Source organism: Massilia putida, from assembly GCF_001941825.1.
In the GTDB taxonomy this organism is placed as follows: domain Bacteria; phylum Pseudomonadota; class Gammaproteobacteria; order Burkholderiales; family Burkholderiaceae_D; genus Telluria; species Telluria putida.
Genome location: NZ_CP019038.1, coordinates 2,043,368 through 2,066,413, shown reverse-complemented (window position 1 = coordinate 2,066,413; position 23,046 = coordinate 2,043,368). Strand labels below are relative to the sequence as shown.

Below are 23,046 nucleotides of genomic sequence, written 5' to 3'. Positions count from 1 at the left end.
TTGTTAAAGGAAACGCCATGAAACTCGCTACCCTGAAGTCGGGCGGCCGCGACGGTACGCTCGTCGTCGTCAGCCGGGACCTGGTCACCTGCCAGGCCGTCCCCAAGATCGCCCGCACCCTGCAGCAGGCGCTGGACGAGTGGGATCACGTCGCGCCGCGGCTGCGCCAGGTCTACGACCGGCTGAATGCCGGCACGGCGGCCGGGGCCGAATCCTTCATCGAGGAAGAGTGCGCCTCACCGCTGCCGCGGGCTTTCCAGTGGGCCGACGGATCGGCGTACATCAACCACGTGGAACTCGTGCGCAAGGCGCGCGGCGCCCAGGTGCCGCCGTCGTTCTATACGGATCCGCTGATGTACCAGGGCGGTTCGGATTCCTTCGTCGGCCCGTGCGACCCGATCGCCGTGCTGTCCGAGGAGTGGGGCGTCGACCTGGAGGCCGAGGTGGCCGTCGTCACCGGCGACGTGCCGATGGGCGCGAGCATCGAACAGGCGGCGCAGGCCGTCCGCCTCGTCATGCTGGTCAACGATGTGTCGCTGCGCAACCTGATCCCGAAGGAACTGGAAAAAGGCTTCGGATTCTTCCAGTCGAAGCCGGCCAGCGCGTTCTCTCCGGTGGCCGTGACACCGGACGAGCTCGGCGACGCCTGGCGTGACAGCAAGCTGTGCCTGCCGTTGCAGGTGACGTTGAACGACCAGCCGTTCGGCCGTCCGAACGCGGGCGACGACATGACGTTCAGCTTCGCGCAATTGATCGCGCACGCCGCGAAGACGCGCGAGCTCGGCGCCGGTTCCATCATCGGTTCCGGCACGGTGTCGAACAAGCAGGGCAGCTTGCACGGTTCGAGCATCGCCAACGGCGGCGTCGGCTATTGCTGCCTGGCCGAGCTGCGTATGTACGAGACGATCGAGCAAGGGGCGCCCAGCACGCCTTTCCTGCGCTTCGGCGATACTGTCCGTATCGAGATGTTCGATGCCGACGGCGCCAGCATTTTCGGCGCCATCGACCAGGAGGTTGCACACTATCACGGGAGGAAGGAATGAAGCTTTATACCTATTTCCGCAGTTCGGCCGCGTACCGGGTGCGTATCGCGCTCAACCTCAAGGGGCTCCAGTACGATGCGGTCCCGGTGCACCTTTTGCGCGGTGGCGGCGAGCAGCTGCAGGCGAACTACATCAAGATGAATCCCAGCGGCCTCGTCCCCACCTTCCAGGACGACTACATTACGCTGACGCAGTCGATGGCCATCCTCGAGTACCTGGAAGACGAGTACCCGGAAGTCCCGCTGCTGCCGAAGGATGCCGCCGGGCGGGCGCGCGTGCGCGAGCTGGCGCAGATCGTTGCCTGCGACATCCATCCGGTGAACAATCTGCGCGTGCTGCGCTATCTCGTGAACGAGCTCGGCTTGTCGGAAGAGGTCAAGACGCAGTGGTATCGCCACTGGCTGCTGGGCGGCCTCGACGTGCTGGAAAAACACCTGGCGCGCGATCCCAGCGCGGGTCCGCTGTGTCACGGCTATCTGCCGACCATCGCCGACTGCTTCCTCGTACCGCAGGTGTTCAATGCGCAGCGCCAGGGCATCGATATCTCGGTGTATCCGAACATCGCACGCATCAACGCGGCCTGCGTCGAGATCCCGGCCTTCGTGGCGGCGCATCCGTCCAACCAGCCGGACGCGGAATAACCCCGGGCGGGGCACGCGGCGGCGCACCCGCCGCGTGGTCGACGGCCGCTGTCAGTGCCGCGTCTGCGACGCCATGCCCGAGCGGTCCGGCTCGGCCGGCGTCGAGATCTCTTCCAGCGTGTGATCGATGCCGGCCGAATGCTTGGCCGCCATATCGCCCAGCGAGACGATGCCGATCACCTCGTGCGATTGCTCGTCGACGACGGGCACGCGGCGGATCTGCACGTCGCCCATCTGGCCCAGCACCTCGTCCACGGTCTGGTTGGGTGCGCAGGTGCGCACGTCGGTGCTCATCACGTCGCTCACGCGCGTCTGTCCGGGCGCCTGGCCGGCCGCGGTCGAGCGGACCGTGATGTCGCGGTCGGTGATCATGCCGACCAGCTTGTGGCCGTCCAGCACGGGGATCGCCCCGACGTTCAGTTCATCCATCATCTGTGCGGCGCGCTGCACGGTTTCCTGCGGCGAAATGCTTTGCACGTCGCGGGTCATCACATCCTGAATGGTCTGCATGTTGATCCTCCTTCGTTACGTTCGCACGGCGTTAAACGGGGATGCATGATGCACGCTTTCGCGGATGTCGGACGCTACGTTGAATTGCGGAACAACGCGTAACGAGGACTTGTGCGAACCGGGCTCGGCTACAATCTGCCCTTCTTCGACTTTCCACCGACGCCATGCCTATTCCCGCGCCCATCGCCGCTGCCCTGCAACGTGCCGACGCCTCCTGGCGCCCGCATCTCATCGACGGTCTCGACGCGATGATGCGCGCGACGCCGGACTACCTTCCGGACCTGGCGAACGACCACTACCTGCCGACGGCCGGCCGCCTGTTCGCGGCGTTTGCTCTACCGTTCGACGCGGTGCGCTATGTGCTGGTGGGGGAGGGCCCATATCCGCGCGAAGAGAGCGCGACGGGCGTGTGCTTCATGGATGGCGCCGTCGGACCGCTGTGGTCGGACACCGGACTGTCGAAGCCCGTCAACCGCGCGACGTCGCTGCGCAACTTCATGAAGATGCTGCTCGTGGCCGACGGCCAGCTGAGCCCGGATGACACGGGCGGCGCGGCGCTGGCTCCGATCGCGAAGGCGGCGCGGGCGAATGGGTCGATCCAGACGCTGGCCGAACTGCAGGACAACCTGCTCGGCCACGGTTTCCTGCTGTTGAATGCGGCGCTCGTGTTCCGCAAGCATGTGCCGCCGGTACAGGAAGCGCGCGCGTGGGTGCCGTTCCAGCGCGCCGTGTTCGCCGCGCTGGCGGAGAAAGCCGACAAGCCGACGCTGGTGTTGTGGGGCAAGATCGCCGAGCAGTTGAACAAGGTGCCGGAGACGGCCGGTTTTCCGCAGATCCACGCCGAGCACCCGTACAACCTGTCGTTCATCCGCCACGAAGGCATGCAAAAGCTGTTCGGCCCAATGCACCTGCTGCGCCGGTAATGCGGGGGCAGAGCCCTTTTTTGAGCAATTGATTCCACGTCGCATGCCGGCGTCGCATTGCTCGCCAGCCGTCTGCCACCATGGAAGGCCACCGGTGACCCGGTCGTTGCGCAAAGGTGAGTGTGGATGAGTACATCCGAACGTGGCAGGAAACCATTGCCACAAACAGGGCTCTGACCCCGAATTTTAGGGGCCAAGCAAAGGATGGCGAAATACGCTATACTTGACTAAATCGATCAACTAATCAGGTTTTTCTGGATGTCCTGGAGGACAGATGAAAACTTGAATCGGTTGAAGAGAAGCAAGATTTTAACACTGTCTGGAAAACCAACCGGGGTTGTGATGCGTCTGACCACCAAAGGCCGTTTTGCTGTTACCGCGATGATCGATCTTGCCCTGCGCCAGGGCAATGGTCCAGTCACGCTGTCGGGCATCAGCCAGCGCCAGGCCATTTCGTTGTCCTACCTGGAGCAACTGTTCGGCAAGCTGCGCCGGCACGAGATCGTCGAGTCGGTGCGCGGCCCGGGCGGCGGCTACAGCCTGGCGCGCAGCGCCGACAAGGTGACCGTCGCCGACATCATCATCGCCGTCGACGAACCGATCGATGCGACCCAGTGCGGCGGCAAGGAAAACTGCCACGGCGCCGATGCCGCCAGCGGCACCCGCTGCATGACTCATGAACTGTGGGCGACGCTGAATGCCAAGATGGTCGATTTCCTCGATTCCGTCACCTTGCAGGATCTCGTCGACCAGCAGAAGCAAAAAGATCAGAACGTCGTGGTGATGCACCGTCACGCGCCGTCGGAAAATACTGAAGCTAAGCATATTGGAGTGAACTGATGAACGCGCCTTTGGACAAAAAAATCGAGCAGAGCTTCGCGACTGCGCCGCATTTCCCGATCTACATGGATTATTCGGCCACGACGCCGATCGACCCGCGCGTCGCGGACAAGATGATCCCGTACCTGCGCGAGCAGTTCGGCAACCCGGCCTCGCGCAGCCACGCGTACGGCTGGAGCGCCGAGGCGGCCGTCGAGGAAGCGCGTGCGCAGGTGGCAAGCCTCGTCGGCGCCGATCCGCGCGAGATCATCTGGACCTCGGGCGCGACCGAATCGAACAACCTCGCGCTGAAGGGCGCGGCGCAGTTCTACAAGTCGAAGGGCAAGCACATCATCACGGTCAAGACCGAGCACAAGGCCGTGCTGGATACCGTGCGCGAACTGGAACGCCAGGGCTTCGAGGCGACCTACCTGGAACCGCAGGACAATGGCCTGATCTCGCTGGAGCAGCTGGAAGCGGCGATCCGTCCGGACACGATCCTCGTCTCGGTGATGTTCGTGAATAACGAGATCGGCGTGATCCAGCCGATCAAGGAAATCGGCGAACTGTGCCGCAAGAAGGGCATCATCTTCCACAGCGACGCGGCGCAAGCCACCGGCAAGGTCGAGATCAACCTGGAAGAGCTGAAGGTCGATCTGATGAGCTTTTCCGCGCACAAGACCTACGGTCCGAAGGGCATCGGCGCCCTGTACGTGCGCCGCAAGCCGCGCGTGCGCCTGGAAGCGCAGATGCACGGCGGCGGCCATGAGCGCGGCCTGCGTTCGGGCACGCTGGCACCCCACCAGATCGTCGGCATGGGCGAAGCCTTCCGCATCGCCAAGGAAGAAATGGACACCGAACTCGCGCGCATCAAGGCGCTGCGCGACCGCCTGGCCAAGGGCCTGCTGGAGATCGAAGAGGTCTACATCAACGGCGACATGGAACACCGCGTCCCGCACAACCTCAACGTGTCGTTCAACTTCGTCGAAGGCGAATCGCTGATCATGGCCGTCAAGGACATCGCCGTGTCGTCGGGTTCGGCCTGCACCTCGGCGTCGCTGGAGCCGTCGTACGTGCTGCGCGCCCTGGGCCGCAGCGACGAACTGGCACACAGCTCGATCCGCTTCACCATCGGCCGGTTCACGACCGAAGAGGACATCGACTTCGCCGTCAAGCTGCTGAAGGAAAAGGTCGGCAAGCTGCGCGAACTGTCGCCGCTGTGGGAAATGCACAAGGACGGCATCGACCTGAACTCCATCCAGTGGGCAGCCCACTAATTCACCGAACAGCACACCAAGGAGCACTACCATGGCATATTCCGACAAAGTCCTCGACCACTACGAAAACCCGCGCAACGTCGGCTCGTTCGACAAGAACGCCGACGACGTCGGCACCGGCATGGTCGGCGCACCGGCCTGCGGCGACGTGATGAAGCTGCAGATCAAGGTCAACGAAGCGGGCGTCATCGAAGACGCGAAATTCAAGACCTACGGCTGCGGCTCGGCGATCGCGTCGAGCTCGCTCGTGACCGAATGGGTCAAGGGCAAATCGCTGGACGAAGCGCTGTCGATCAAGAACACGCAGATCGCCGAAGAACTGGCGCTGCCGCCGGTGAAGATCCACTGCTCGATCCTGGCCGAAGACGCCATCAAGGCGGCTGTCGCCGACTACAAGCAGAAGCACGGCGCCGAAGAAAAAGCCGCGTGATCGGTGGGTGGGCGCGGGATGCCCACCCGACGATTTCGCTGCGGTAGGGCGGGCATTCGAGGCCTGTGGCCTCAAATGAAACGTGCCCACCGTTCGACCACAAGCAATACCGAAGCTGGAGATTTTTGAAATGGCTGTGACCCTCACCGAAAAAGCCGCAAAGCACATCAACCGTTACCTCGAGCGCCGGGGCAAGGGCGTGGGCCTGCGTTTCGGCGTGCGCACGACCGGCTGCTCCGGCCTGGCCTACAAGCTGGAATACGTCGACGAAGCGGCGGCCGAAGACGCGGTCTTCGAGTCGCATGGCGTGAAAGTCTTCGTCGACCCCAAGAGCCTGCCGTACATCGACGGCACCGAGCTCGATTTCGCCCGCGAAGGCCTGAACGAGGGCTTCCGCTTCAACAACCCGAACGTCAAGGACAATTGCGGTTGCGGCGAAAGCTTCCGCGTCTGACCGGGAGCGCCGGAACGTGCAAAACCACTTCGAGCTGTTCCAGCTGCCGGCCAGGTTCGACGTCGACATGGAGGCGCTGGACGCCGCTTATCGCGAAGTCCAGGGCCGCGTCCATCCGGACCGTTTCGTGAACGCGAGCGACGCGGAAAAACGCGTCGCGATGCAATGGGCCACGCGCGCCAACGAGGCCTACCAGACCTTGCGCAATCCGATGCTGCGCGCGCGCTACCTGTGCGAGCTGAATGGCGTCGACCTGCAGACGGAGTCGAACACGGCGATGCCGATGGACTTCCTGATGGAGCAGATGGAGCTGCGCGAAGCGCTGTCCGACGCGCGCGTCGCGAAGGATGCCGGCGCGCTCGACGAGCTGGACGCGCGCATCCGCGGCGAGCGCAAGCAGCGCCTGGCGCAGGTCGGCAAGCTGCTCGACGCGGGCGATTATCCCCAGGCGGCGCAGGGCGTGCGGGCGCTGATGTTCCTCGATAAATTCGGCGACGAATTGCATTACGCGTTCGAGGCGCTGGAGTCGTAGGGTGGATGGCTTTGCCGTCCACGCGTCGATACGTGACGGCTCCGCTCTCGAACACCGACCGGCAGACGCAAACGATCACCGCGTGGACGGGGGACCCGTTCACCCTACACGAAACGCCGACGTATCCAATAATAAAACCAGGTAACACGACCATGGCACTATTGCAGATCTCCGAACCCGGCATGTCGACCGCGCCGCACCAGCACCGGCTGGCGGTGGGTATCGACCTGGGCACCACCAACTCCCTCGTCGCGACCGTGCGCCACTCGATCCCGGAAGTGCTCTCCGACGAGGACGGCCGCGCGCTGCTGCCATCGGTCGTGCGCTACCTGCCGAACGGCCACGCCAATATCGGCTACAAGGCCATGGCGGCCCGCACCACCGACCCGAAGAACACCATCGTCTCCGTCAAGCGGTTCATGGGCCGCGGCCTGAAGGACATCGCGCACGTCGAGAACCTGCCGTACGATTTTGTCGATGCGCCGGGCATGGTCCAATTGAAGACGGTGGCCGGCGTGAAGTCGCCCGTCGAAGTCTCCGCGCAGATCCTGGCCACCTTGCGCCAGACGGCCGAGGATGCGCTCGGCGATGAACTGGTCGGCGCCGTCATCACCGTGCCCGCGTACTTCGACGACGCGCAGCGCCAGGCGACCAAGGACGCGGCCCAGCTGGCCGGCCTGAACGTGCTGCGCCTGCTGTCCGAACCGACGGCCGCCGCCATCGCGTATGGCCTCGACCACGGCAAGGAAGGCGTGTTCGCCGTGTACGACCTGGGCGGCGGCACGTTCGACATCTCGATCCTGAAGTTGTCGAAAGGCGTGTTCGAAGTGCTGTCCACGGGTGGCGATTCCGCGCTCGGCGGCGACGACTTCGACCAGCGCCTGTTCTGCTACATTACGCAGCAGGCCGGCCTCGCGCCGCTGTCCGAAGTGGACACCGCGACCTTGATGGTCAAGGCGCGCCAGGCCAAGGAACTGCTGTCGACGAACGAAGAGACGACCGTCGAGGCGATCCTGAAATCGGGCGAAGTCGTACAGGTGACCGTCACCGCGAAAACCTTCGCCGAGATCACCCAGCCGCTCGTCGCGAAGACGATGAACGCCGTGCGCAAGGCGATGCGCGACGCGAACGTGTCGGTCGAAGACGTCGACGGCGTCGTGCTCGTCGGCGGCGCCACGCGCATGCCGCACATCCGCCGCGCCGTCGGCGACTTTTTCAAGACGATCCCGCACGCGAACATCGACCCGGACAAGGTCGTCGCGCTGGGCGCCGCGATCCAGGCGAACCTCCTGGCGGGCAACCGCGCGGCCGGCGACGACTGGCTGCTGCTGGACGTGATCCCGCTGTCGCTCGGCATCGAGACGATGGGTGGCCTGGTCGAGAAGATCATCCCCCGTAACTCGACGATCCCGTGCGCCCGCGCGCAGGAGTTCACGACGTTCAAGGATGGCCAGACGGCGCTGGCCGTGCACGTGGTGCAGGGCGAGCGCGAACTCGTGTCCGACTGCCGTTCGCTGGCGCGCTTCGAACTGCGCGGCATCCCGCCGATGGCGGCCGGCGCGGCGCGCATCCGCGTCACGTACCAGGTCGACGCGGACGGGTTGCTGTCGGTGTCGGCGCGCGAGACGCGCTCCGGTGTGGAAGCGTCGATCACCGTGAAGCCGTCGTACGGCCTCGGCGACGACGAGGTGGCGCGCATGCTGCAGGACTCGTACAACTCGGCGCAGGTCGACATGGTCGCGCGCGCGCTGCGCGAGGAACAGGTCGAGGCCGAGCGCATCCTGCTCGCCACGCAGTCCGCGCTCGATACGGACGCGGATCTGCTGAGCGACGACGAGCAGGACGCGATCGCGAAGCTGGTGCACGCCGTGCGCGACGCGATGATGCGGTCGAACGACGCGGACATCCCCGCCGACTCGCGCCAGAACGTGCTGCACGACGCCGTGCAGGCGCTGGCGCACGGCACCGAGGAATTCGCGGCGCGGCGCATGGACAAGAGCGTGCGCAAGGTGTTGGCCGGCAAGTCGCTGGATCAGGTATAAGAAGAACGTCGCCCCCGCGCAGGCGGGGGGCCATACTGAAGCACTGGAATCGGTCGTCCGCAGTCCCGCGGCATGTCGTGGGAAGGGGTGTCGGATGCTCAGCATGGGTTCCCGCTTGCGCGCGAACGACGGCATATGAACACATCAGTGAGGTAAAAGAAGTGCCACAAATCGTCATCCTCCCCCATCCCGTCTTCTGCCCCGAAGGCGCCGTGCTCGACGGCCAGAGCGGCAAGTCGATCTGCGACACGCTGCTCGAGAACGACATCGAGATCGAGCACGCCTGCGACCGCGTGTGCGCGTGCACGACGTGCCACGTGATCGTGCGCGAAGGCTTCGATTCGCTGAACGAGCAGGAAGAGAAGGAAGAGGACATGCTCGACAAGGCCTGGGGCCTGGAGCCGAACTCGCGCCTGTCCTGCCAGGCCATCATCGCCGACGAAGACCTCGTCGTCGAGATCCCGAAATACACGATCAACCACGCCGCCGAGAATCACTGAGCACGTAGGGAGACGCCATGAAGTGGACCGATGTCACGGCCATCGCCGAGGCCTTGTACGAAACCTATCCGGACGTCGATCCGGCCACCGTGCGCTTCGTCGACCTGCATAACTGGGTCGTCGCGCTGGACGGCTTCGACGACGACCGCACGCGCGGCGGCGAGCGCGTTCTGGAAGCGATTCAGGCGGCCTGGATCGCCGAGGTTCGCTAAATGAGGCACGCTAAAAAAGACGCACCGACGATTTACGAGCAAGCGCCGGAAATCAAGCCGGGCCAGTCGATCGAGCTGCTGAAGGAACTGCACATCCTCACGCGCGACGGCAAGCTGAATCAGGACAGCCGCCGCAAGCTCAAGCAGGTCTACCACCTCGTGCAGTTCATCGAGCCTTTGCTGAAGGACGTCGAGGTGCAGAAGAACGGCGAAGGCGCGACCGTGGTCGACCACGGCGCCGGCAAGTCCTACCTCGGCTTCATCCTGTACGACCTGTTCTTCAAAGGACGGGACAACGGCGGCCATATCTACGGCATCGAGACGCGCGAGGAACTCGTGCAGAAATCGACGGAACTCGCCGCGCGCCTGGGCTTCCCGGGCATGTCGTTCCTGAACCTGTCCGTGGCCGAATCGACCGGGTCGGACAAGCTGCCCGCCACGATCGACGTCGTCACGGCGCTCCACGCCTGCAACACGGCGACGGACGACGCCATCGACTTCGCGCTCAAGAAGCACGCGAAGCACATCGTGCTGGTGCCGTGCTGCCAGGCCGAAGTCGCGTCCGTGCTGCGCAAGAATAAAGGCAAGGATCTGGGCCGCAGCGCGTTGACGGAGATCTGGCGCCACCCGATCCACACGCGCGAATTCGGCAGCCAGATCACGAACGTGCTGCGCTGCCTGCAGCTGGAGGCGCACGGCTACCAGGTCACCGTGACGGAACTGGTGGGCTGGGAGCACTCGATGAAGAACGAGCTGATCGTCGCCACGTATAAAAACCTGCCGCGCCGCCGGCCGGCCGAGCGCCTGCAGCAGGTGCTGGCCGAAGTCGGCCTCGAAGAATTGTCTTCGCGTTTCTACACCGGCCAGCCCGCGCCACAAGCGCAGGAAGCCGAATCAACGACCGATTGATCACCAGACCATGAGCGACCACCACGACCGCTGGATCGACCTGCGCAGCGACACCGTCACCCAACCGTCCGCCGCGATGCGCGCCGCGATGGCCGATGCGCCCGTCGGCGACGACGTCTATGGCGACGACCCGACCGTCAACCGCCTGCAGGACTTCGCGGCCGAGCTGTTCGGCTTCGAGGCCGGCCTGTTCGCGCCGAGCGGCACGCAGACGAATCTGATCGCGCTGATGACGCACTGCGGCCGCGGCGATGAATACCTCGTCGGCCAGGAGGCGCACACGTACAAGTACGAAGGCGGCGGCGCCGCGGTGCTGGGTTCCATCCAGCCGCAGCCCATCGCCAACCAGCCCGACGGCTCGATCGCCATCACCGACATCGCCGCGTACATCAAGCCGGACGACATGCACTTCGCGCGCACCCGCGTGCTGGCGCTGGAAAACACGATCGGCGGCCGCGTGCTGCCGCAGGATTATGTGAAGGCCGCGACCGATTTCGCGCACGCGCAAGGTCTCGCCACGCACCTGGACGGCGCGCGCGTCTGTAACGCCGCGGTCAAGCAGGGCTTGAGCCTGCGCGACGCGGCGGCCGGTTTCGATACCGTGTCCGTGTGCCTGTCGAAGGGTCTCGGCGCGCCGGTCGGTTCCGTGCTGCTGGGCCCCAAGGCCCTCATCGAGCAGGGCAAGCGCTGGCGCAAGATGCTGGGCGGCGGCATGCGGCAAGCCGGCGTCATCGCGGCCGCGGCGCATTATGCGCTGGAACACAACGTCGAGCGCCTGGCCGAAGACCACCAGAACGCGGCGGAGCTGTCGGCCGGCCTCGCGCGCATCGACGCGTTGAAGGTGACGACGCCGCAGACGAACATCTTCTACGTCGAGATCCCGGAAGCCGCGTGCGCGCCCTTGCGCGAGGCGCTGACCCGCCAGGGCATCCGCGCATCGATCGCTCCGCACACGCGCCTCGTGACGCACCTGGACGTCTCGAGCGCCGACGTGAACAAGACCGTCGCCGCATTCGAAGCGTTCTTCCGCGATTGGAAAGCGCAATGACACAGCCGGTCAATGAGGAAGGCATCCGCCTGGCCAAGCGCGTGGCCGAAGCCGTGCCGTGTTCGCGCGGCGAGGCCGAGCGCTATATCGCGGGCGCCTGGGTGACGGTCGACGGCGTCGTCGTCGAAGACCCGGCCACGCGCGTGACGGCCGCGCAAACCGTGGCGCTGCTGCCCGGCGCCGAGCCGGTCGACCCGGCGCCGGTGACGATCGTGCTGCACAAGCCGGCCGGCATCGACGCGGCCGGCGCGCTGGCGCTGGTCGGACCCGAGACGCTGGCCGCGTCCCCCAACGCACGCTTCCTGCGCCGGCACCTGGCGCGCCTCGCCATCGTCACGCCGCTGGAACCGGAAGCGAGCGGCCTGCTCGTGCTGAGCCAGGACTGGCGCGTGACCCGCAAGCTGGTGGAGGACGGCGCGCGCGTCGAACAGGAATACGTGGCCGAGGTGACGGGCGCCATCGCCGCCGATGGTCTCGCGCGGCTGAACGGCAGCATGCGCGTGCAGGGCAGGGCGACCGTGCCGCTGAAGGCCAGCTGGCAGAGCGAGGCGCGGCTGCGCCTGGCCGGCAAGGACATCCGGCCGGGGCAGGTCGCCGCCATGTGCGCCGAGGTCGGGCTCACGGTCACGTCACTGCGCCGGCTGCGCATCGGCCGCGTGGCGCTGGGCCAGCTGCCGGCCGGACGCTGGCGCTATCTGCACGAGACCGAACGGTTCTGACTTGCCGGAAAGGCAACCCCTCCTGTACACTGCCCCGCACGCGATCGGCGTGACAGAGAGGATCGATGGATGAAGTTCAGTAAGCTGCTTCTACCCATGCTGGCGCTGTGGTCGGGCGCCGTTCTTGGCGCGGGCGTCGACCCGCTGACGGTCGATATCGACGCGCGCGACGCGCTGCGTTTCGCGAATCTCATGAAGGATGGCGCCGTGCCGACGGCCGACGCGCTGCAGCGCGGTTATCTGGACGGGGCCGGACCCGGCGTCAAGATCTTCACGCCGGCGCCGCGGATCGTCGACGCGCAGCGCCTGGCGAAGGCGGTCGCTGCGCGGCCCGATACCTACCGCTACGCGATCCGCGAATGCCTGCCGCGGTTGCCGGCATTGCGCAGCGATCTGCGCGCGATCTATCTCGCGTTTGCCGGCCTGGTGCCGGAACGTCCGCTGCCCGCGATCGACGTCGTCTTCGGTGCCGGCACGTCGGGCGGCACGGCCGGCGACGACAGGCAGGTGATCGGCCTCGAGGTGACTTGCCCGCCCGGTACGACCCCCGAGCAGTTCCGCACTACGATGCGCGGCTTCTTCGCGCACGAAACCGTGCACACCTGGCAGGACGGCGACACGCCGGCGAAACTGGCCGATTTCCTGCTGGGCCAAGCCTTGACGGAGGGCGTCGCCGATTATCTCGCGACGCTGGTCACGGGCACGATCCCGCATCAGGATCGCGACGCCTGGGCGCGTCCACAGGAAGCCTCGTTGTGGCAAGCGTTCCAGCGCGACCGCGAGGCCATCCGGGGCAGCAGCGACGATGTGAACAAGCTGGTCGCCAGCCCCCACTTCCGGCGCTGGTTCGCGAATTGTGGTTCCGCGCCCGCGGGCTGGCCGTGCGAGGCCGGCTACTGGGTCGGCATGCGCATCGCCGAAGCGTACGTCGCGCGTGGGTCCGACAAGCGTGCCGCGATCCGTGAACTCATCGAATTGCGGGATCCGGCGGCGATCCTCAAGGCCAGCGGCTATGGCGGGTAATCCGCGCAAGCCGACGTTCAGTCTACGGTCCTGGCGGCCGCCTCGATCAGGTTGTCGCGCAGGCGCACGATGGCCTGTTGCAGGGCGGGGAATTCTTCCGGGCCGAGGCCCGACGCGGCGACCGTCTGCTTGCCGAATCCGAGTCCCTTTTCGCGCAGCGCGCGGCCCGCGTCCGTGAGGGAGATGCGGACGTTGCGCTCATCCTCCTTGTCGCGCTCGCGGTGCACATAGCCCATCGCTTCCAGGCGCTTGAGCATCGGCGTCACCGTGCTCGGCTCCAGGAACAGCTTTTCGCTCAAGGCTTTCACCGTCTGGTTATCTTCTTCCCACAGCGCGATGATGGCGAGGTATTGCGGATACGTGAGGCCCAGCGCATCCAGCACGGGTTTGTACACGCGCGAATAGGCCAGATTGGTCGAATAGATCGCGAAGCACATGAAGTCCGCCATGCGGGCGGTTTTGGCGCGGGTGTCGTTGTCTTTAGGCATGATCTCAAGAAATTATCGTGATAACGATTATCGTACTTGAAATCCGCCACATGCGCTGGCGGACTTCGCGAACATACTTATTTCGGCAAGCAATATTTCAATCACCAACCACGGAGCCAACGATGAAACTGTACGCCGCCGCCATCTCGTCGGCCGCGCAGCTGCATTCAGGGATCACGCGCAGGCCACGGCAGGGTGGACGGCTCCGCCGTCCACGCGGTGACAGATAAAGGCGCCGATTTCGTGCAGGGTGCGATCGGCCCCGACAATCACCGTGTGGACGGGAATCCGTCCATCGGGCTCCCGGGCCGATGCCCCCTACGGCAGCGTCAGGCGCGCTTCCAGTCCGCCTTCCGGGCGGTTGTGCAGCGTGAGCGTGCCGCCGAGGCTCCCCGCCAGCTGGCGCGCGATGGCCAGGCCGAGCCCCGTGCCGCCCGTGTCGCGGTTGCGTGACGCTTCCAATCGGAAGAACGGTTCGAACACGGCTTCCAGCTGCTCGGCGGGGATGCCGGGGCCGTCGTCCAGCACGCGGACGAGCACCGCGCCCTGGCTGTCGCGCCCGGCCACGATGGCGGCGCTGCCGCCGTAGCGCAGCGCGTTGTCGACGAGGTTGCCGACGATGCGGCGCAAGGCTTTCGGGCGTGTCTGTACTGGAGAGCCGATGCGGCCCTGGAGGATTACGGCGCTGCCGGCGTCGCGGTAGTCCAGCACGAGGCTGTCCAGCTGGGCGTCGAGGTCGATGGCGCGCGCAGGTTCGCGTTCACCGTGCATGGCGCGCGCATAGCCGATGCCGTCCTTGACGAGGCCCTGCAATTCCTCGAGGTCGGCGCGCAGTCTCGGTTGCTGGGCGTCGTCGTCCATCATGTCCACGCGCAGGCGCATGCGCGTGATCGGCGTCTGCAGGTCGTGCGAGATGGCGGCGAGGATGCGCACGCGCTCGTCGACGTACGCGGCGATGCGGCGCTGCATGGCGTTGAACGCGCGCGCCGAACGCAGGACTTCCGACGGTCCGCGTTCAGGCAGTTCGACGGGGCGCAGATCGGGCCCGAGCGCGTCGGCCGCCTCGGCCAGTGCGCGCAGCGGCCGCACGGCCTGGCGCACGGCGAGCCAGCAGCACGCGGCGAGGATCGCCAGCTGCGCGGCCAGCACATACGGCAGCCACGGCGACAGCGGCACGCCGCGCATCGGCTGCACGTCGATGGTCAAGGGCGAGCCGTCGGACAGGCGCAGGTGCACCTGCATGCGCCCGCTGTCGCCGAGACCGTTCACGGTGAGCGGATAGCTGCGGCCGATGCCTTGTTCGATCGAGTGCGCGATCTGCGCCGACAGTTTTTCGTCGGGCATCGTGCCTATCGTCTCGCCCGGTCCGAGGATGAAGCGGTAGCTGCGCCGCGCGAGCCGCGGCAGCCAGGCCGGGCGCTCGGCCGCCGGCAGCAGGTCGAGCAGGGCGACGGAGCTCGCGACCTCGCGTTCCACATACCCCATCATGAGCTGCGTCGTGGCCTGGTCGCGTTCCGTGAACGTGAGCGCGACGGACAGGCCCTGCGCCAGCGCGAGCCCCGCGAACAGGATCAGGGCCAGGCGCGCATACAGGCTGCGTGGCCAAGGGATGGGCAACTGCGTGTTCATGTCCTGCCTTCCAGGATCGTCACCTCGGCCGAAAACACATAGCCCTCGTTGCGCAGGGTCTTGATGTAGCAGGGTTCGCGCGCGCCGTCGCCCAGGCGCTGGCGCAGGCGGCTCACGAGCAGGTCGATCGAGCGGTCGAAGAATTCGGCATCGTTGCCGTGCGTGAGGCCCATCAGCTGGTCGCGCGACAGCACGCGTTGCGGATGGTCGAGGAACACGCGCAGCAGGCGGTATTCGGCGCCGCTCATCGCGACTTCGACGCCGTCGGCATCGAGCAGGTGGCGCCCGACCGTATCGAGGCGCCAGTCGCCGAACGCGAGCAGTTTCGCGGCCTCCGTCACCTGCAGGTTCGGCGGCAGCATGCGCGTGCGGCGCAGCACTGCGCGGATGCGCGCGAGGAGTTCGCGCACGGCGAACGGCTTCGGCACGTAGTCGTCGGCGCCGAGCTCCAGGCCGACGACGCGGTCGGTCTCGTCGTCGCGCGCCGTCAGCATCACGATGGGGACCGCGCGGTGCTTGCCGGCCCGCAGTTCGCGGCACAGGGTCAGGCCGTCCTCGCCGGGCATCATGATGTCGAGCAGGATCAGGTCCGGCGTCGCGTGCATCAGCGCGTTTCGCATCTCGCGGCCGTTGGCGGCCAGCGTCACGCGCAAGCCCTGCTTTTCCAGGTAGGCGCCGACCAGTTCGCGGATGCCGCGGTCGTCGTCGACGACCAGCACGTGGTCTGTCTCGTTCATCGATTCTCCTTCGGTGGTTGCGGGACTAATGTAGCGCGCCATCCCGGCGTCATTATGTCCGAATGTGTCGAGGGCGGGACAGGACACACGGCCTGACAAAAATGGGCGGTTGCGGACACATCGCGCACACATCGCGGGCGTCCAATGGTGGCTCGCAAACACAGGAGGCTCGCATGACCGACTCGATCGAATTCCCGCTCGCCCTGCTGGCCGGCCTGGCCACCGTGGCGTCCCCGTGCGTGCTGCCCGTGCTGCCGTTTTTGCTCGGCGCGACCGTGGAACGATCGAGCCGCCGCAGGCCGCTGTTGATCGTGGCCGGCTTCGTGCTGTCGTTTTCCGCGTTCGCGCTGGCGCTGGGCGCCGTGTCGAGCGCCGCGCAGCTGGCGCAGGAAACGCTGCGCAATGTGGCGATCGTGCTGCTGGGATTGTCGGGCCTGCTGCGCATCTGGCCGCGGCCGTGGGACCTGCTCGTCGAACGCGTTCGCCCGTTGTGGGCCAGGCTGCGCGGCGCGGGCGTCGATGCCGTGCCGAAGCAGGGCGGGGCGTTCGTGCTGGGCCTGTCGCTGGGCGCCGTGTGGACGCCGTGCGCCGGTCCCGTCCTTGCCTCGATTCTCGCGCTCGTCGTGCAGGCGCACGATCCGGCCCGCGCCGTGCGGCTCATCGGCCTGTATGCGCTGGGCGCGGCGCTGCCGATGCTGGCGCTGATCCACGGCGGCCAGGCGATCGTCCGGCGTGTGCGCGGCCTGGCCCGTCATGCGGTGGCCTTGCAGCGCGCATTCGGCGTGCTCGTGCTGGCCAGCGCGGCCGCGATCTGGTTCCAGGTCGATACGCAGATCGCCGCGCATATCCCGTCCATCTTCCCAACCCTGTAAGGAGTTCACCATGAACTGCGCCATCCGTTCCTTCGCCGCCGCTGCCGCCTTCATCGCCGCGGCCGGTGCACACGCCGCCCCCGCACCGGACTTCGCGGGCATCGACAACTGGATCAACAGCACGCCGCTCAGCATGCAGCAGTTGCGCGGCAAGGTGGTGCTCGTGGATTTCTGGACGTATGACTGCATCAACTGCCAGCACGTGCTGCCGTACGTGAAAGGCTGGCACCAGAAGTACAAGGATCAGGGCCTGGTCGTCGTCGGCGTGCATACGCCGGAGTATGGCTTCGAGCGCAACCTGAACAATCTGAAGACGGCCGTGCAGCGCAACGGCATCACGTTCCCGGTCGCGCAGGACAACCGGTATGCCACCTGGAGCGCGTACAACAACCAGTTCTGGCCGGCGTTCTACCTCGTCGATAAACAGGGACAGGTCGTGTACACGCACTTCGGCGAGGGCGACTACGCGCAGACCGAGGCGACGATCCGCAAGCTGCTGGCCGCGCCGTGAGTCAGGACGCTTCGGCCGCGGCCGGCGCCGTCTTCTTTTTCGGCAGCGCGACGATGCGCGTGCCGGCCAGGCGGTCGTGCAGGAACTGGCGGTCGCGGTCGAGGAAGGCCGTCAGGCCCCAGCCGACCACGCCCACGGCGACGGCCGCGCCGATCTGCCCCTTGTCCTTCAGGCCCAGCAGCGTGCAGGCGAGGAGGGCGGGCAGGAACCAGCCCCAGGCCAGCAGGTAGCGCGCGACGGCCGTGTGCAGCGGCAGGCGCGCGTGGCCGTTCGTGACGACCTGCATGCGCCAGGTTTTCATCGCCAGGGTGTGGCCGCTGTTGGTCCAGCCCCAGACGAAATAGGCGCCGGTGACGACGAACAGCCAGACCTTCAGGCCGTACTGGAACACGGGCGCGTGATTGTTGCGCGTGATGAGCAGGTACAGGGCCACCGCCAGCATCTCCACCGCCAGCAGGAGGAAGGTCTCGTAGACCATCGCGATCAGGCGGCGCTTTACGCTTGGCGTCATGCTTGGCGTGTCGTGCATGAAGCAGGTCCTGTCATGCGTTGTTGGGCGTGATGCCCCAGTTGGCCGGCACCTGCTTTTCCGGTTCCGGCGCGGGCTGCGGATTGGCCGGCGGCTGGACCGGCGGCGGTGGCGCGGGCGTTGCGGGGGCCGGCGGCGACACGCAGGGCGGAGCGGCCGATACCGTGTTCTTGACCATGCCGGCCGGGCACGACGTGGCGCCCTGGCCCAGCGGCGCGACGACCTTGCCGTTGGCTTGCGACGGCACGACGCGCGGCGTCTTGCGGGCGGTGGCCGAGGCGGCCAGTTTTTTCTTTTGCTCTTCCGGCAGCTGCTGGTAGCTTTCCCAGGTGGCGTTCTTTTGCTCGGGGGCGATCTTGCGGGTGCGCGTATAAGTCTCGCGCGCCAGTTCGCGCTGTTCGGGCGTCAGCTTGGCCCATTCGCGCATGCGTTCGTGCACGCGCTCCTGCTCTTCCGGCTTCATGCCCGCGAACCGGTTCGCGAGCTGCAGCCATTTCTGCTTGCGCACGCCATCCATCTGGTCCCATTCGGCCTGCAAGGGCTGCAGGGCCACCTGCTGGGCCGGGCTCAGGCTGCGCCACAGTGGCTTGTCGCCGCCTTTGCGGCTGCTGCCGGCCGGCTTGCCCGGTTGGCCGTGCGGGGCCGCGCCGGCCGAGGCTTCGCGCGCGGCCGGGCTGGAGGCGGCAGGCTGGGAGCCGTCTTGCTGGTGGATGGTCAGTGCGGCCGCGCCAACGAGCACGACGGCAGCGGCCGCGCCGGCAACTTTGAGCTTGTTAGCCGTCATCCTTTACTGGGCTCGCTGCGGCTGTTGCTGTGCTTGCTGCTGTTGGGCCAGGTAAGCGTTGAAGCCGTGGTCGGTGTAGGCGGTCAGGGGCAGGTCGTCGGACAGCACGGCCGCATCCAGCTCGGCCAGTTCGGCGACGCGCTGCTCGCGTTCGTACTGGTAGACGCCGACCATGCCGGCGACCATCGCCAGCAGCGGTGCCACGACGGCGGCGCGCGCCACCCATTGCATCGAGAACAGCGCGCCCAGGTCGAACGACGTACGCTGCTGCTTGGCACGGGCCGGCGCGTCGGCCTTCTTGCGTGCGAGCGCCTGCGCGCGCGCAGCGGCCAGGCGGTCCGTCGTCGACGCCGGCAGGTTGTCGAGGTTGTCGTTCAGGGCATGGCGGATCTTGTACGCCAGGTTGATGTCGTCGGTGTTCATAGTTTAATTCCCTTGGCCTCCAGGGCTTTCTGCAGGGCGTGCGTAGCGCGAGAACAATGTGTTTTTACACTGCCCTCGGAGCATCCCATCGCTTCGGCCGTCTCGGCCACATCCATGTCCTGCCAGTAACGCATGAGGAACGCTTCCCGTTGACGCGCCGGGAGTTTTTGTATCTCTTCCTCGATCAGGCGCAGGGTTTCCGCCCGTTCCACCTGATCCGCGCTCGACTCCGCGGCGGACGTTCCTTCCTCGGCCTCATAAGATGCAAGTATATCAAATTCCTCGTCGTCTTCGTCCCGGCGGCCGAGGCCTCCGAAGAGGCTGACCCAGGTGTTCCTGACCTTTTCGCGGCGGAAGTAATCGAGGATGGTGTTCTGCAGGATGCGCTGGAAAAGCATCGGCAATTCGGCCAGGGGCTTGTCGCCGTATTTCTCTGCGAGCTTGATCATGGCGTCCTGAACGATGTCGAGCGCTGCCTCGTCCTTGCGGACCGCGTACGCCGCCTGCTTGAAGGCGCGCCGCTCGACACTCTCGAGGAAGTCGTTGAGTTCTTTATCAGTGGCCATGCGATAAGTGGTGGACGCCACCGGTACGTTGCCTGTGGCTTTTCGGAAAACTTTCGAATCCTAGCAAAAATTATGGATGACCGCACCCGAAACCGGCAGGCAGGCGTGTGCGGTCTTCCCTTATTGACTCTAGAATGGTCGGATTGACATCGTTTCAGGAGATAAACGTGGTACGCATCCTCGGCAAGGCAAGCTCGATCAATGTCCGCAAAGTATTGTGGACCTGTACCGAACTCGGTGTCGCATTCGAGCGGGAAGACTGGGGCAGCGGTTTCCGTTCGACGCAGGAGCCCGAATTCCTCGCGCTGAATCCGCATGCGATGGTGCCGGTGCTGGTCGATGGCGATGCCGTGCTGTGGGAATCGAACACGATCTGCCGCTACCTGGCCACGCGCTACGGCGATAACAGTTTGCTGCCGCGCGACCCGCTCCTTCGCGCGTACGTGGAGCAGTGGATGGACTGGCAGGCGACAGAGCTGAACAATGCCTGGCGCTATGCTTTCATGGGCTTGGTGCGGAACAGTGCCGCGCATCAGGACGCCGGCCTGATCGCGGCGAGTGTCGATGGCTGGAACCGTCACATGGGCATCCTCGAACGCCAGCTCGAGAAATCGGGCGCGTACGTGGCAGGTTCCAAGTTCACACTGGCCGACATCGTACTCGGCCTGTCCACCAACCGCTGGCGCATGACGCCCATCGAACGGCCTGCCCTGCCCGCCATCGACGCTTGGATGAACCGTCTGCAGCGACGGCCCGGATGCGGCGAGTGGTGCACGAACGGTACGCCTTGAACTGCCGCGGGAAAAAGTCGTGAAAAAATAATTATTTATCTTGACCGGAATGGTGCAACGCAGTAAGGTATAGAACGCTTTGCACCCCCGAAGCATATTGTCAAGCCAGCTTGTCACACAAAGTCAAACTCGGCATGACGCGCTTTCACAATGTAGGCAGTTTGCTCCAACCCGTGCCACAAGCGCGAGAGATTCGCATTCCGCTACAGTAACTCAAGCTGAACGAGTTGCGTCCAGCGCCGGTTCGTAAGGATCCTACGGCATCCTGAAAGATCGACGTGACCGCAGAGAGAAGGGAAGCATGAGCACTGTTGCGTGACACGTATCTCGTCAGGGACGAGCATCCGATCAATCTCCCTATGGGTTTTGAAAGGAACGTATCATGAGTAACGACGCAGCAGCTCCCATCACGGGCGCTGAGATCGTAGTCCGTTGCCTGGCGGAAGAGGGCGTGAAGCACGTCTTCGGTTACCCCGGCGGAGCGGTTCTCTACATCTACGACGCCATCTTCAAGCAGGACAAATTCCAGCACATCCTGGTACGCCACGAGCAGGCAGCCGTGCACGCGGCCGACGCGTATTCGCGCAGCTCGAACGAAGTCGGCGTTTGCCTGGTCACGTCCGGTCCGGGCGTCACCAATGCCGTCACCGGCCTCTCCACCGCATACATGGATTCGATTCCGATGGTCGTGATTTCCGGCCAGGTGCCGACCGCGGCGATCGGCCAGGACGCGTTCCAGGAATGCGACACCGTGGGCATCACGCGCCCGGTGGTGAAACACAATTTCCTCGTCAAGGACGTCAAAGACCTTGCCGAGACCATCAAGAAAGCCTTCTATATCGCACGCACCGGCCGTCCGGGCCCGGTTCTCGTCGATATCCCGAAGGACGTGAGCATGCAGAAGGCCACGTACTCGTATCCGAAAGAGATCGAGATGCGTTCCTACCGCCCTGTCGACAAGGGCCACGCCGGCCAGATCCGCAAGGCGGTGCAGCTGCTGCTGGCGGCCGAGCGTCCGATGATCTACTCGGGCGGCGGCGTCATCCTGGCCAATGCATCGAACGAACTGAACAAGCTGGTCGACAAGCTCGGCTTCCCGGTCACGAACACGCTGATGGGCCTGGGTGCCTACCGCGCCACCGACAAGAAATTCGTCGGCATGCCGGGCATGCACGGCACCTATGAAGCGAACATGGCGATGCAGCACTGCGACGTCCTGATCGCCATCGGCGCCCGCTTCGACGACCGCGTGATCGGCAACCCGAAGCACTTCGCGACCAATCCGCGCAAGATCATCCACATCGATATCGACCCGTCGTCGATTTCGAAGCGCGTGAAGGTGGACATCCCCATCGTCGGCAACGTCAAGGACGTGCTGATCGAACTGCTGTCGCAGCTGGATGCCGCCGAGCAGCGTCCGAACCCGGCCGTGCAGAAATGGTGGCAGCAGATCGAAGACTGGCGCGGCCGCGAATGCCTGCGCTATGCGACCTCGGATGAGCTCATCAAGCCGCAGTCCGTCGTCGAGAAGCTGTGGGAAGTCACCGGCGGCGACGCGTTCATCACGTCGGACGTGGGCCAGCACCAGATGTGGGCCGCGCAATACTATCCGTTCGACAAGCCGCGCCGCTGGATCAATTCCGGTGGCCTGGGCACGATGGGCGTGGGCCTGCCGTACGCCATGGGCGTGCAGATGGCGAACCCCGGCGCGACCGTCGCCTGCGTCACCGGCGAGGGGTCGATCCAGATGAACATCCAGGAACTCGCGACCTGCAAGCAGTATCACCTGACGCCGAAGATCATCCTCCTGAACAACCGCTTCCTGGGCATGGTGCGCCAGTGGCAGGAACTCGACTACGGTTCGCGCTATTCCGAGTCGTACATGGATTCCCTGCCGGACTTCGAGAAGCTGGCCGAGGCCTATGGCCACGTCGGCATGCGCATCGAGAAGCCGGGCGACGTGGACGGCGCGCTGCGTGACGCGTTCGCCATGAAGGACCGCCTGGTGTTCATGAACTTCATTACCGACCGTAGCGAAAACGTCTGGCCGATGGTCAAGACGGGCAAGGGCTTGTCGGAAATGCTGCTCGGATCGGAGGACCTGTAATGCGACACATCATCTCCGTTCTGCTCGAAAACGAAGCCGGCGCGCTGTCGCGCGTCGTGGGCCTGTTCTCGGCACGCGGCTACAACATCGAGACGCTGACCGTGGCGCCGACCGAAGACGCCACCTTGTCGCGCATGACCATCGTGACCACGGGCTCGGACGACATCATCGAGCAGATCACCAAGCACCTGAACCGCCTGATCGAAGTGGTGAAGGTGGTCGACCTGACCGAAGGCCAGCATATCGAGCGCGAGCTCATGCTGATCAAGGTGAGGGCGGTGGGCAAGGAGCGCGAGGAAATGAAGCGCACCGCCGACATCTTCCGCGGCCGCATCATCGACGTGACGGAAAAAACGTACACGATCGAGCTGACGGGCGCGAAGACCAAGCTGGACGCCTTCATCGACGCCATCGACCGCGCCTCGATCCTCGAGACCGTCCGTACGGGCGGTTCCGGCATCGGCCGCGGCGAGCGCATCCTCAAGGTTTGAGGCCGGTGCTCGTTCCGGTGGGCACGGGATGCCCAC

The 23,046-nt window shown here is 65.4% G+C and carries 28 protein-coding genes; 20 read left to right on the top strand and 8 right to left on the bottom strand.

Annotation, left to right across the window (positions count from 1 at the left end; translation table 11 throughout):
- Positions 1-17: 17 nt before the first annotated feature.
- A complete protein-coding gene (locus BVG12_RS11470; RefSeq protein WP_075792501.1) occupies positions 18-1,043 on the top strand; it encodes a fumarylacetoacetate hydrolase family protein in 1,026 nt (341 codons plus the stop codon).
- Positions 1,040-1,684, top strand: coding sequence for a maleylacetoacetate isomerase (gene maiA / locus BVG12_RS11465; RefSeq protein ID WP_075792500.1), 645 nt, complete (start codon positions 1,040-1,042; stop codon positions 1,682-1,684). The genes BVG12_RS11470 and maiA overlap by 4 nt, the downstream gene beginning before the upstream one ends.
- Positions 1,685-1,735: 51 nt before the next feature.
- Here maiA and BVG12_RS11460 read toward each other — a convergent pair whose 3' ends face one another.
- On the bottom strand, positions 1,736-2,194 hold the full coding sequence (locus BVG12_RS11460) for a CBS domain-containing protein (protein ID WP_075792499.1): 459 nt from the start codon (positions 2,192-2,194) through the stop codon (positions 1,736-1,738).
- Positions 2,195-2,358: 164 nt separating this feature from the next.
- On the opposite strand from BVG12_RS11460, the gene BVG12_RS11455 reads away from it, so the two are divergent.
- The 13 genes from BVG12_RS11455 (at position 2,359) to BVG12_RS11395 (ending at position 13,082) form a co-directional block, all read left to right on the top strand.
- The gene (locus BVG12_RS11455; RefSeq protein WP_075792498.1) at positions 2,359-3,117 is read left to right on the top strand and encodes a uracil-DNA glycosylase family protein; all 759 of its coding nucleotides are present in this window, start codon (positions 2,359-2,361) and stop codon (positions 3,115-3,117) included.
- A gap of 342 nt (positions 3,118-3,459) precedes the next feature.
- Positions 3,460-3,957: a Fe-S cluster assembly transcriptional regulator IscR gene (gene iscR / locus BVG12_RS11450; protein WP_075792497.1), complete on the top strand. Its 498-nt coding sequence runs from the start codon at positions 3,460-3,462 to the stop codon at positions 3,955-3,957.
- Positions 3,957-5,213, top strand: coding sequence for an IscS subfamily cysteine desulfurase (locus BVG12_RS11445; RefSeq protein ID WP_075792496.1), 1,257 nt, complete (start codon positions 3,957-3,959; stop codon positions 5,211-5,213). Before iscR ends, BVG12_RS11445 begins: the two co-directional genes overlap by 1 nt.
- Positions 5,214-5,244: 31 nt before the next feature.
- The gene (gene iscU / locus BVG12_RS11440) at positions 5,245-5,643 is read left to right on the top strand and encodes a Fe-S cluster assembly scaffold IscU (protein ID WP_075792495.1); all 399 of its coding nucleotides are present in this window, start codon (positions 5,245-5,247) and stop codon (positions 5,641-5,643) included.
- A 130-nt stretch (positions 5,644-5,773) separates the two neighbouring features.
- The gene (gene iscA, locus BVG12_RS11435; RefSeq protein WP_075792494.1) at positions 5,774-6,097 is read left to right on the top strand and encodes an iron-sulfur cluster assembly protein IscA; all 324 of its coding nucleotides are present in this window, start codon (positions 5,774-5,776) and stop codon (positions 6,095-6,097) included.
- A gap of 16 nt (positions 6,098-6,113) precedes the next feature.
- Positions 6,114-6,629 carry a Fe-S protein assembly co-chaperone HscB gene (gene hscB / locus BVG12_RS11430; RefSeq protein WP_075792493.1) on the top strand — a complete coding sequence of 172 codons (516 nt, stop codon included), beginning with the start codon at positions 6,114-6,116 and terminating at the stop codon, positions 6,627-6,629.
- 152 nt (positions 6,630-6,781) lie between these two features.
- Positions 6,782-8,671 (top strand): Fe-S protein assembly chaperone HscA, encoded by a 1,890-nt coding sequence (hscA, locus tag BVG12_RS11425; RefSeq protein ID WP_075792492.1) that lies wholly within the window; start codon positions 6,782-6,784, stop codon positions 8,669-8,671.
- Between the two features lie 161 nt (positions 8,672-8,832).
- On the top strand, positions 8,833-9,171 hold the full coding sequence (gene fdx / locus BVG12_RS11420) for an ISC system 2Fe-2S type ferredoxin (RefSeq protein ID WP_036230756.1): 339 nt from the start codon (positions 8,833-8,835) through the stop codon (positions 9,169-9,171).
- A gap of 17 nt (positions 9,172-9,188) precedes the next feature.
- Positions 9,189-9,383: a Fe-S cluster assembly protein IscX gene (gene iscX, locus BVG12_RS11415; protein WP_075792491.1), complete on the top strand. Its 195-nt coding sequence runs from the start codon at positions 9,189-9,191 to the stop codon at positions 9,381-9,383.
- Positions 9,384-10,292, top strand: a complete 909-nt coding sequence (locus BVG12_RS11410; RefSeq protein ID WP_075792490.1) for a class I SAM-dependent methyltransferase — start codon at positions 9,384-9,386, stop codon at positions 10,290-10,292.
- Between the two features lie 10 nt (positions 10,293-10,302).
- Positions 10,303-11,340, top strand: a complete 1,038-nt coding sequence (gene ltaE / locus BVG12_RS11405; RefSeq protein WP_075792489.1) for a low-specificity L-threonine aldolase — start codon at positions 10,303-10,305, stop codon at positions 11,338-11,340.
- On the top strand, positions 11,337-12,059 hold the full coding sequence (locus BVG12_RS11400) for an RNA pseudouridine synthase (protein WP_075792488.1): 723 nt from the start codon (positions 11,337-11,339) through the stop codon (positions 12,057-12,059). Before ltaE ends, BVG12_RS11400 begins: the two co-directional genes overlap by 4 nt.
- 69 nt (positions 12,060-12,128) lie before the next feature.
- Positions 12,129-13,082, top strand: coding sequence for a DUF2268 domain-containing putative Zn-dependent protease (locus tag BVG12_RS11395; protein WP_156895609.1), 954 nt, complete (start codon positions 12,129-12,131; stop codon positions 13,080-13,082).
- Between the two features lie 17 nt (positions 13,083-13,099).
- Here the strand turns inward: BVG12_RS11395 and BVG12_RS11390 are convergent, their stop codons facing one another.
- The 3 genes from BVG12_RS11390 to BVG12_RS11380 all read right to left on the bottom strand — a co-directional run bounded on the left by BVG12_RS11390 (position 13,100) and on the right by BVG12_RS11380 (position 15,936).
- Positions 13,100-13,570: a MarR family winged helix-turn-helix transcriptional regulator gene (locus BVG12_RS11390; RefSeq protein ID WP_075792486.1), complete on the bottom strand. Its 471-nt coding sequence runs from the start codon at positions 13,568-13,570 to the stop codon at positions 13,100-13,102.
- Between the two features lie 318 nt (positions 13,571-13,888).
- Positions 13,889-15,199, bottom strand: coding sequence for an ATP-binding protein (locus tag BVG12_RS11385; protein ID WP_075792485.1), 1,311 nt, complete (start codon positions 15,197-15,199; stop codon positions 13,889-13,891).
- Positions 15,196-15,936, bottom strand: a complete 741-nt coding sequence (locus BVG12_RS11380; RefSeq protein ID WP_075792484.1) for a response regulator — start codon at positions 15,934-15,936, stop codon at positions 15,196-15,198. Before BVG12_RS11380 ends, BVG12_RS11385 begins: the two co-directional genes overlap by 4 nt.
- Positions 15,937-16,109: 173 nt before the next feature.
- On the opposite strand from BVG12_RS11380, the gene BVG12_RS11375 reads away from it, so the two are divergent.
- Both BVG12_RS11375 and BVG12_RS11370 read left to right on the top strand, forming a co-directional pair.
- Positions 16,110-16,808, top strand: a complete 699-nt coding sequence (locus BVG12_RS11375) for a cytochrome c biogenesis CcdA family protein (protein ID WP_075792483.1) — start codon at positions 16,110-16,112, stop codon at positions 16,806-16,808.
- A gap of 10 nt (positions 16,809-16,818) precedes the next feature.
- On the top strand, positions 16,819-17,319 hold the full coding sequence (locus tag BVG12_RS11370; RefSeq protein WP_075792482.1) for a thioredoxin family protein: 501 nt from the start codon (positions 16,819-16,821) through the stop codon (positions 17,317-17,319).
- 1 nt (position 17,320) lies between these two features.
- Here the strand turns inward: BVG12_RS11370 and BVG12_RS11365 are convergent, their stop codons facing one another.
- From BVG12_RS11365 to BVG12_RS11350, 4 genes are read right to left on the bottom strand one after another with little or no spacing between them, the layout of a single operon-like run.
- Positions 17,321-17,830: an RDD family protein gene (locus tag BVG12_RS11365; RefSeq protein ID WP_229503859.1), complete on the bottom strand. Its 510-nt coding sequence runs from the start codon at positions 17,828-17,830 to the stop codon at positions 17,321-17,323.
- A 31-nt stretch (positions 17,831-17,861) separates the two neighbouring features.
- Positions 17,862-18,632, bottom strand: a complete 771-nt coding sequence (locus tag BVG12_RS11360) for a DUF3106 domain-containing protein (protein WP_075792480.1) — start codon at positions 18,630-18,632, stop codon at positions 17,862-17,864.
- A gap of 3 nt (positions 18,633-18,635) precedes the next feature.
- On the bottom strand, positions 18,636-19,055 hold the full coding sequence (locus BVG12_RS11355; protein WP_075792479.1) for a DUF3619 family protein: 420 nt from the start codon (positions 19,053-19,055) through the stop codon (positions 18,636-18,638).
- A complete protein-coding gene (locus tag BVG12_RS11350; protein ID WP_075792478.1) occupies positions 19,052-19,621 on the bottom strand; it encodes an RNA polymerase sigma factor in 570 nt (189 codons plus the stop codon). The genes BVG12_RS11355 and BVG12_RS11350 overlap by 4 nt, the downstream gene beginning before the upstream one ends.
- 167 nt (positions 19,622-19,788) lie before the next feature.
- Between BVG12_RS11350 and BVG12_RS11345 the strand changes: the two genes are divergently transcribed.
- The 3 genes from BVG12_RS11345 (at position 19,789) to ilvN (ending at position 23,010) form a co-directional block, all read left to right on the top strand.
- Positions 19,789-20,412, top strand: a complete 624-nt coding sequence (locus BVG12_RS11345) for a glutathione S-transferase family protein (protein ID WP_075792477.1) — start codon at positions 19,789-19,791, stop codon at positions 20,410-20,412.
- A gap of 382 nt (positions 20,413-20,794) precedes the next feature.
- Entirely contained in the window at positions 20,795-22,519 is a 1,725-nt protein-coding gene (locus tag BVG12_RS11340) for an acetolactate synthase 3 catalytic subunit (protein ID WP_075792476.1), read from the top strand.
- Positions 22,519-23,010 (top strand): acetolactate synthase small subunit, encoded by a 492-nt coding sequence (gene ilvN / locus BVG12_RS11335; RefSeq protein ID WP_056136997.1) that lies wholly within the window; start codon positions 22,519-22,521, stop codon positions 23,008-23,010. The genes BVG12_RS11340 and ilvN overlap by 1 nt, the downstream gene beginning before the upstream one ends.
- The last annotated feature ends 36 nt before the right edge of the window (positions 23,011-23,046 follow it).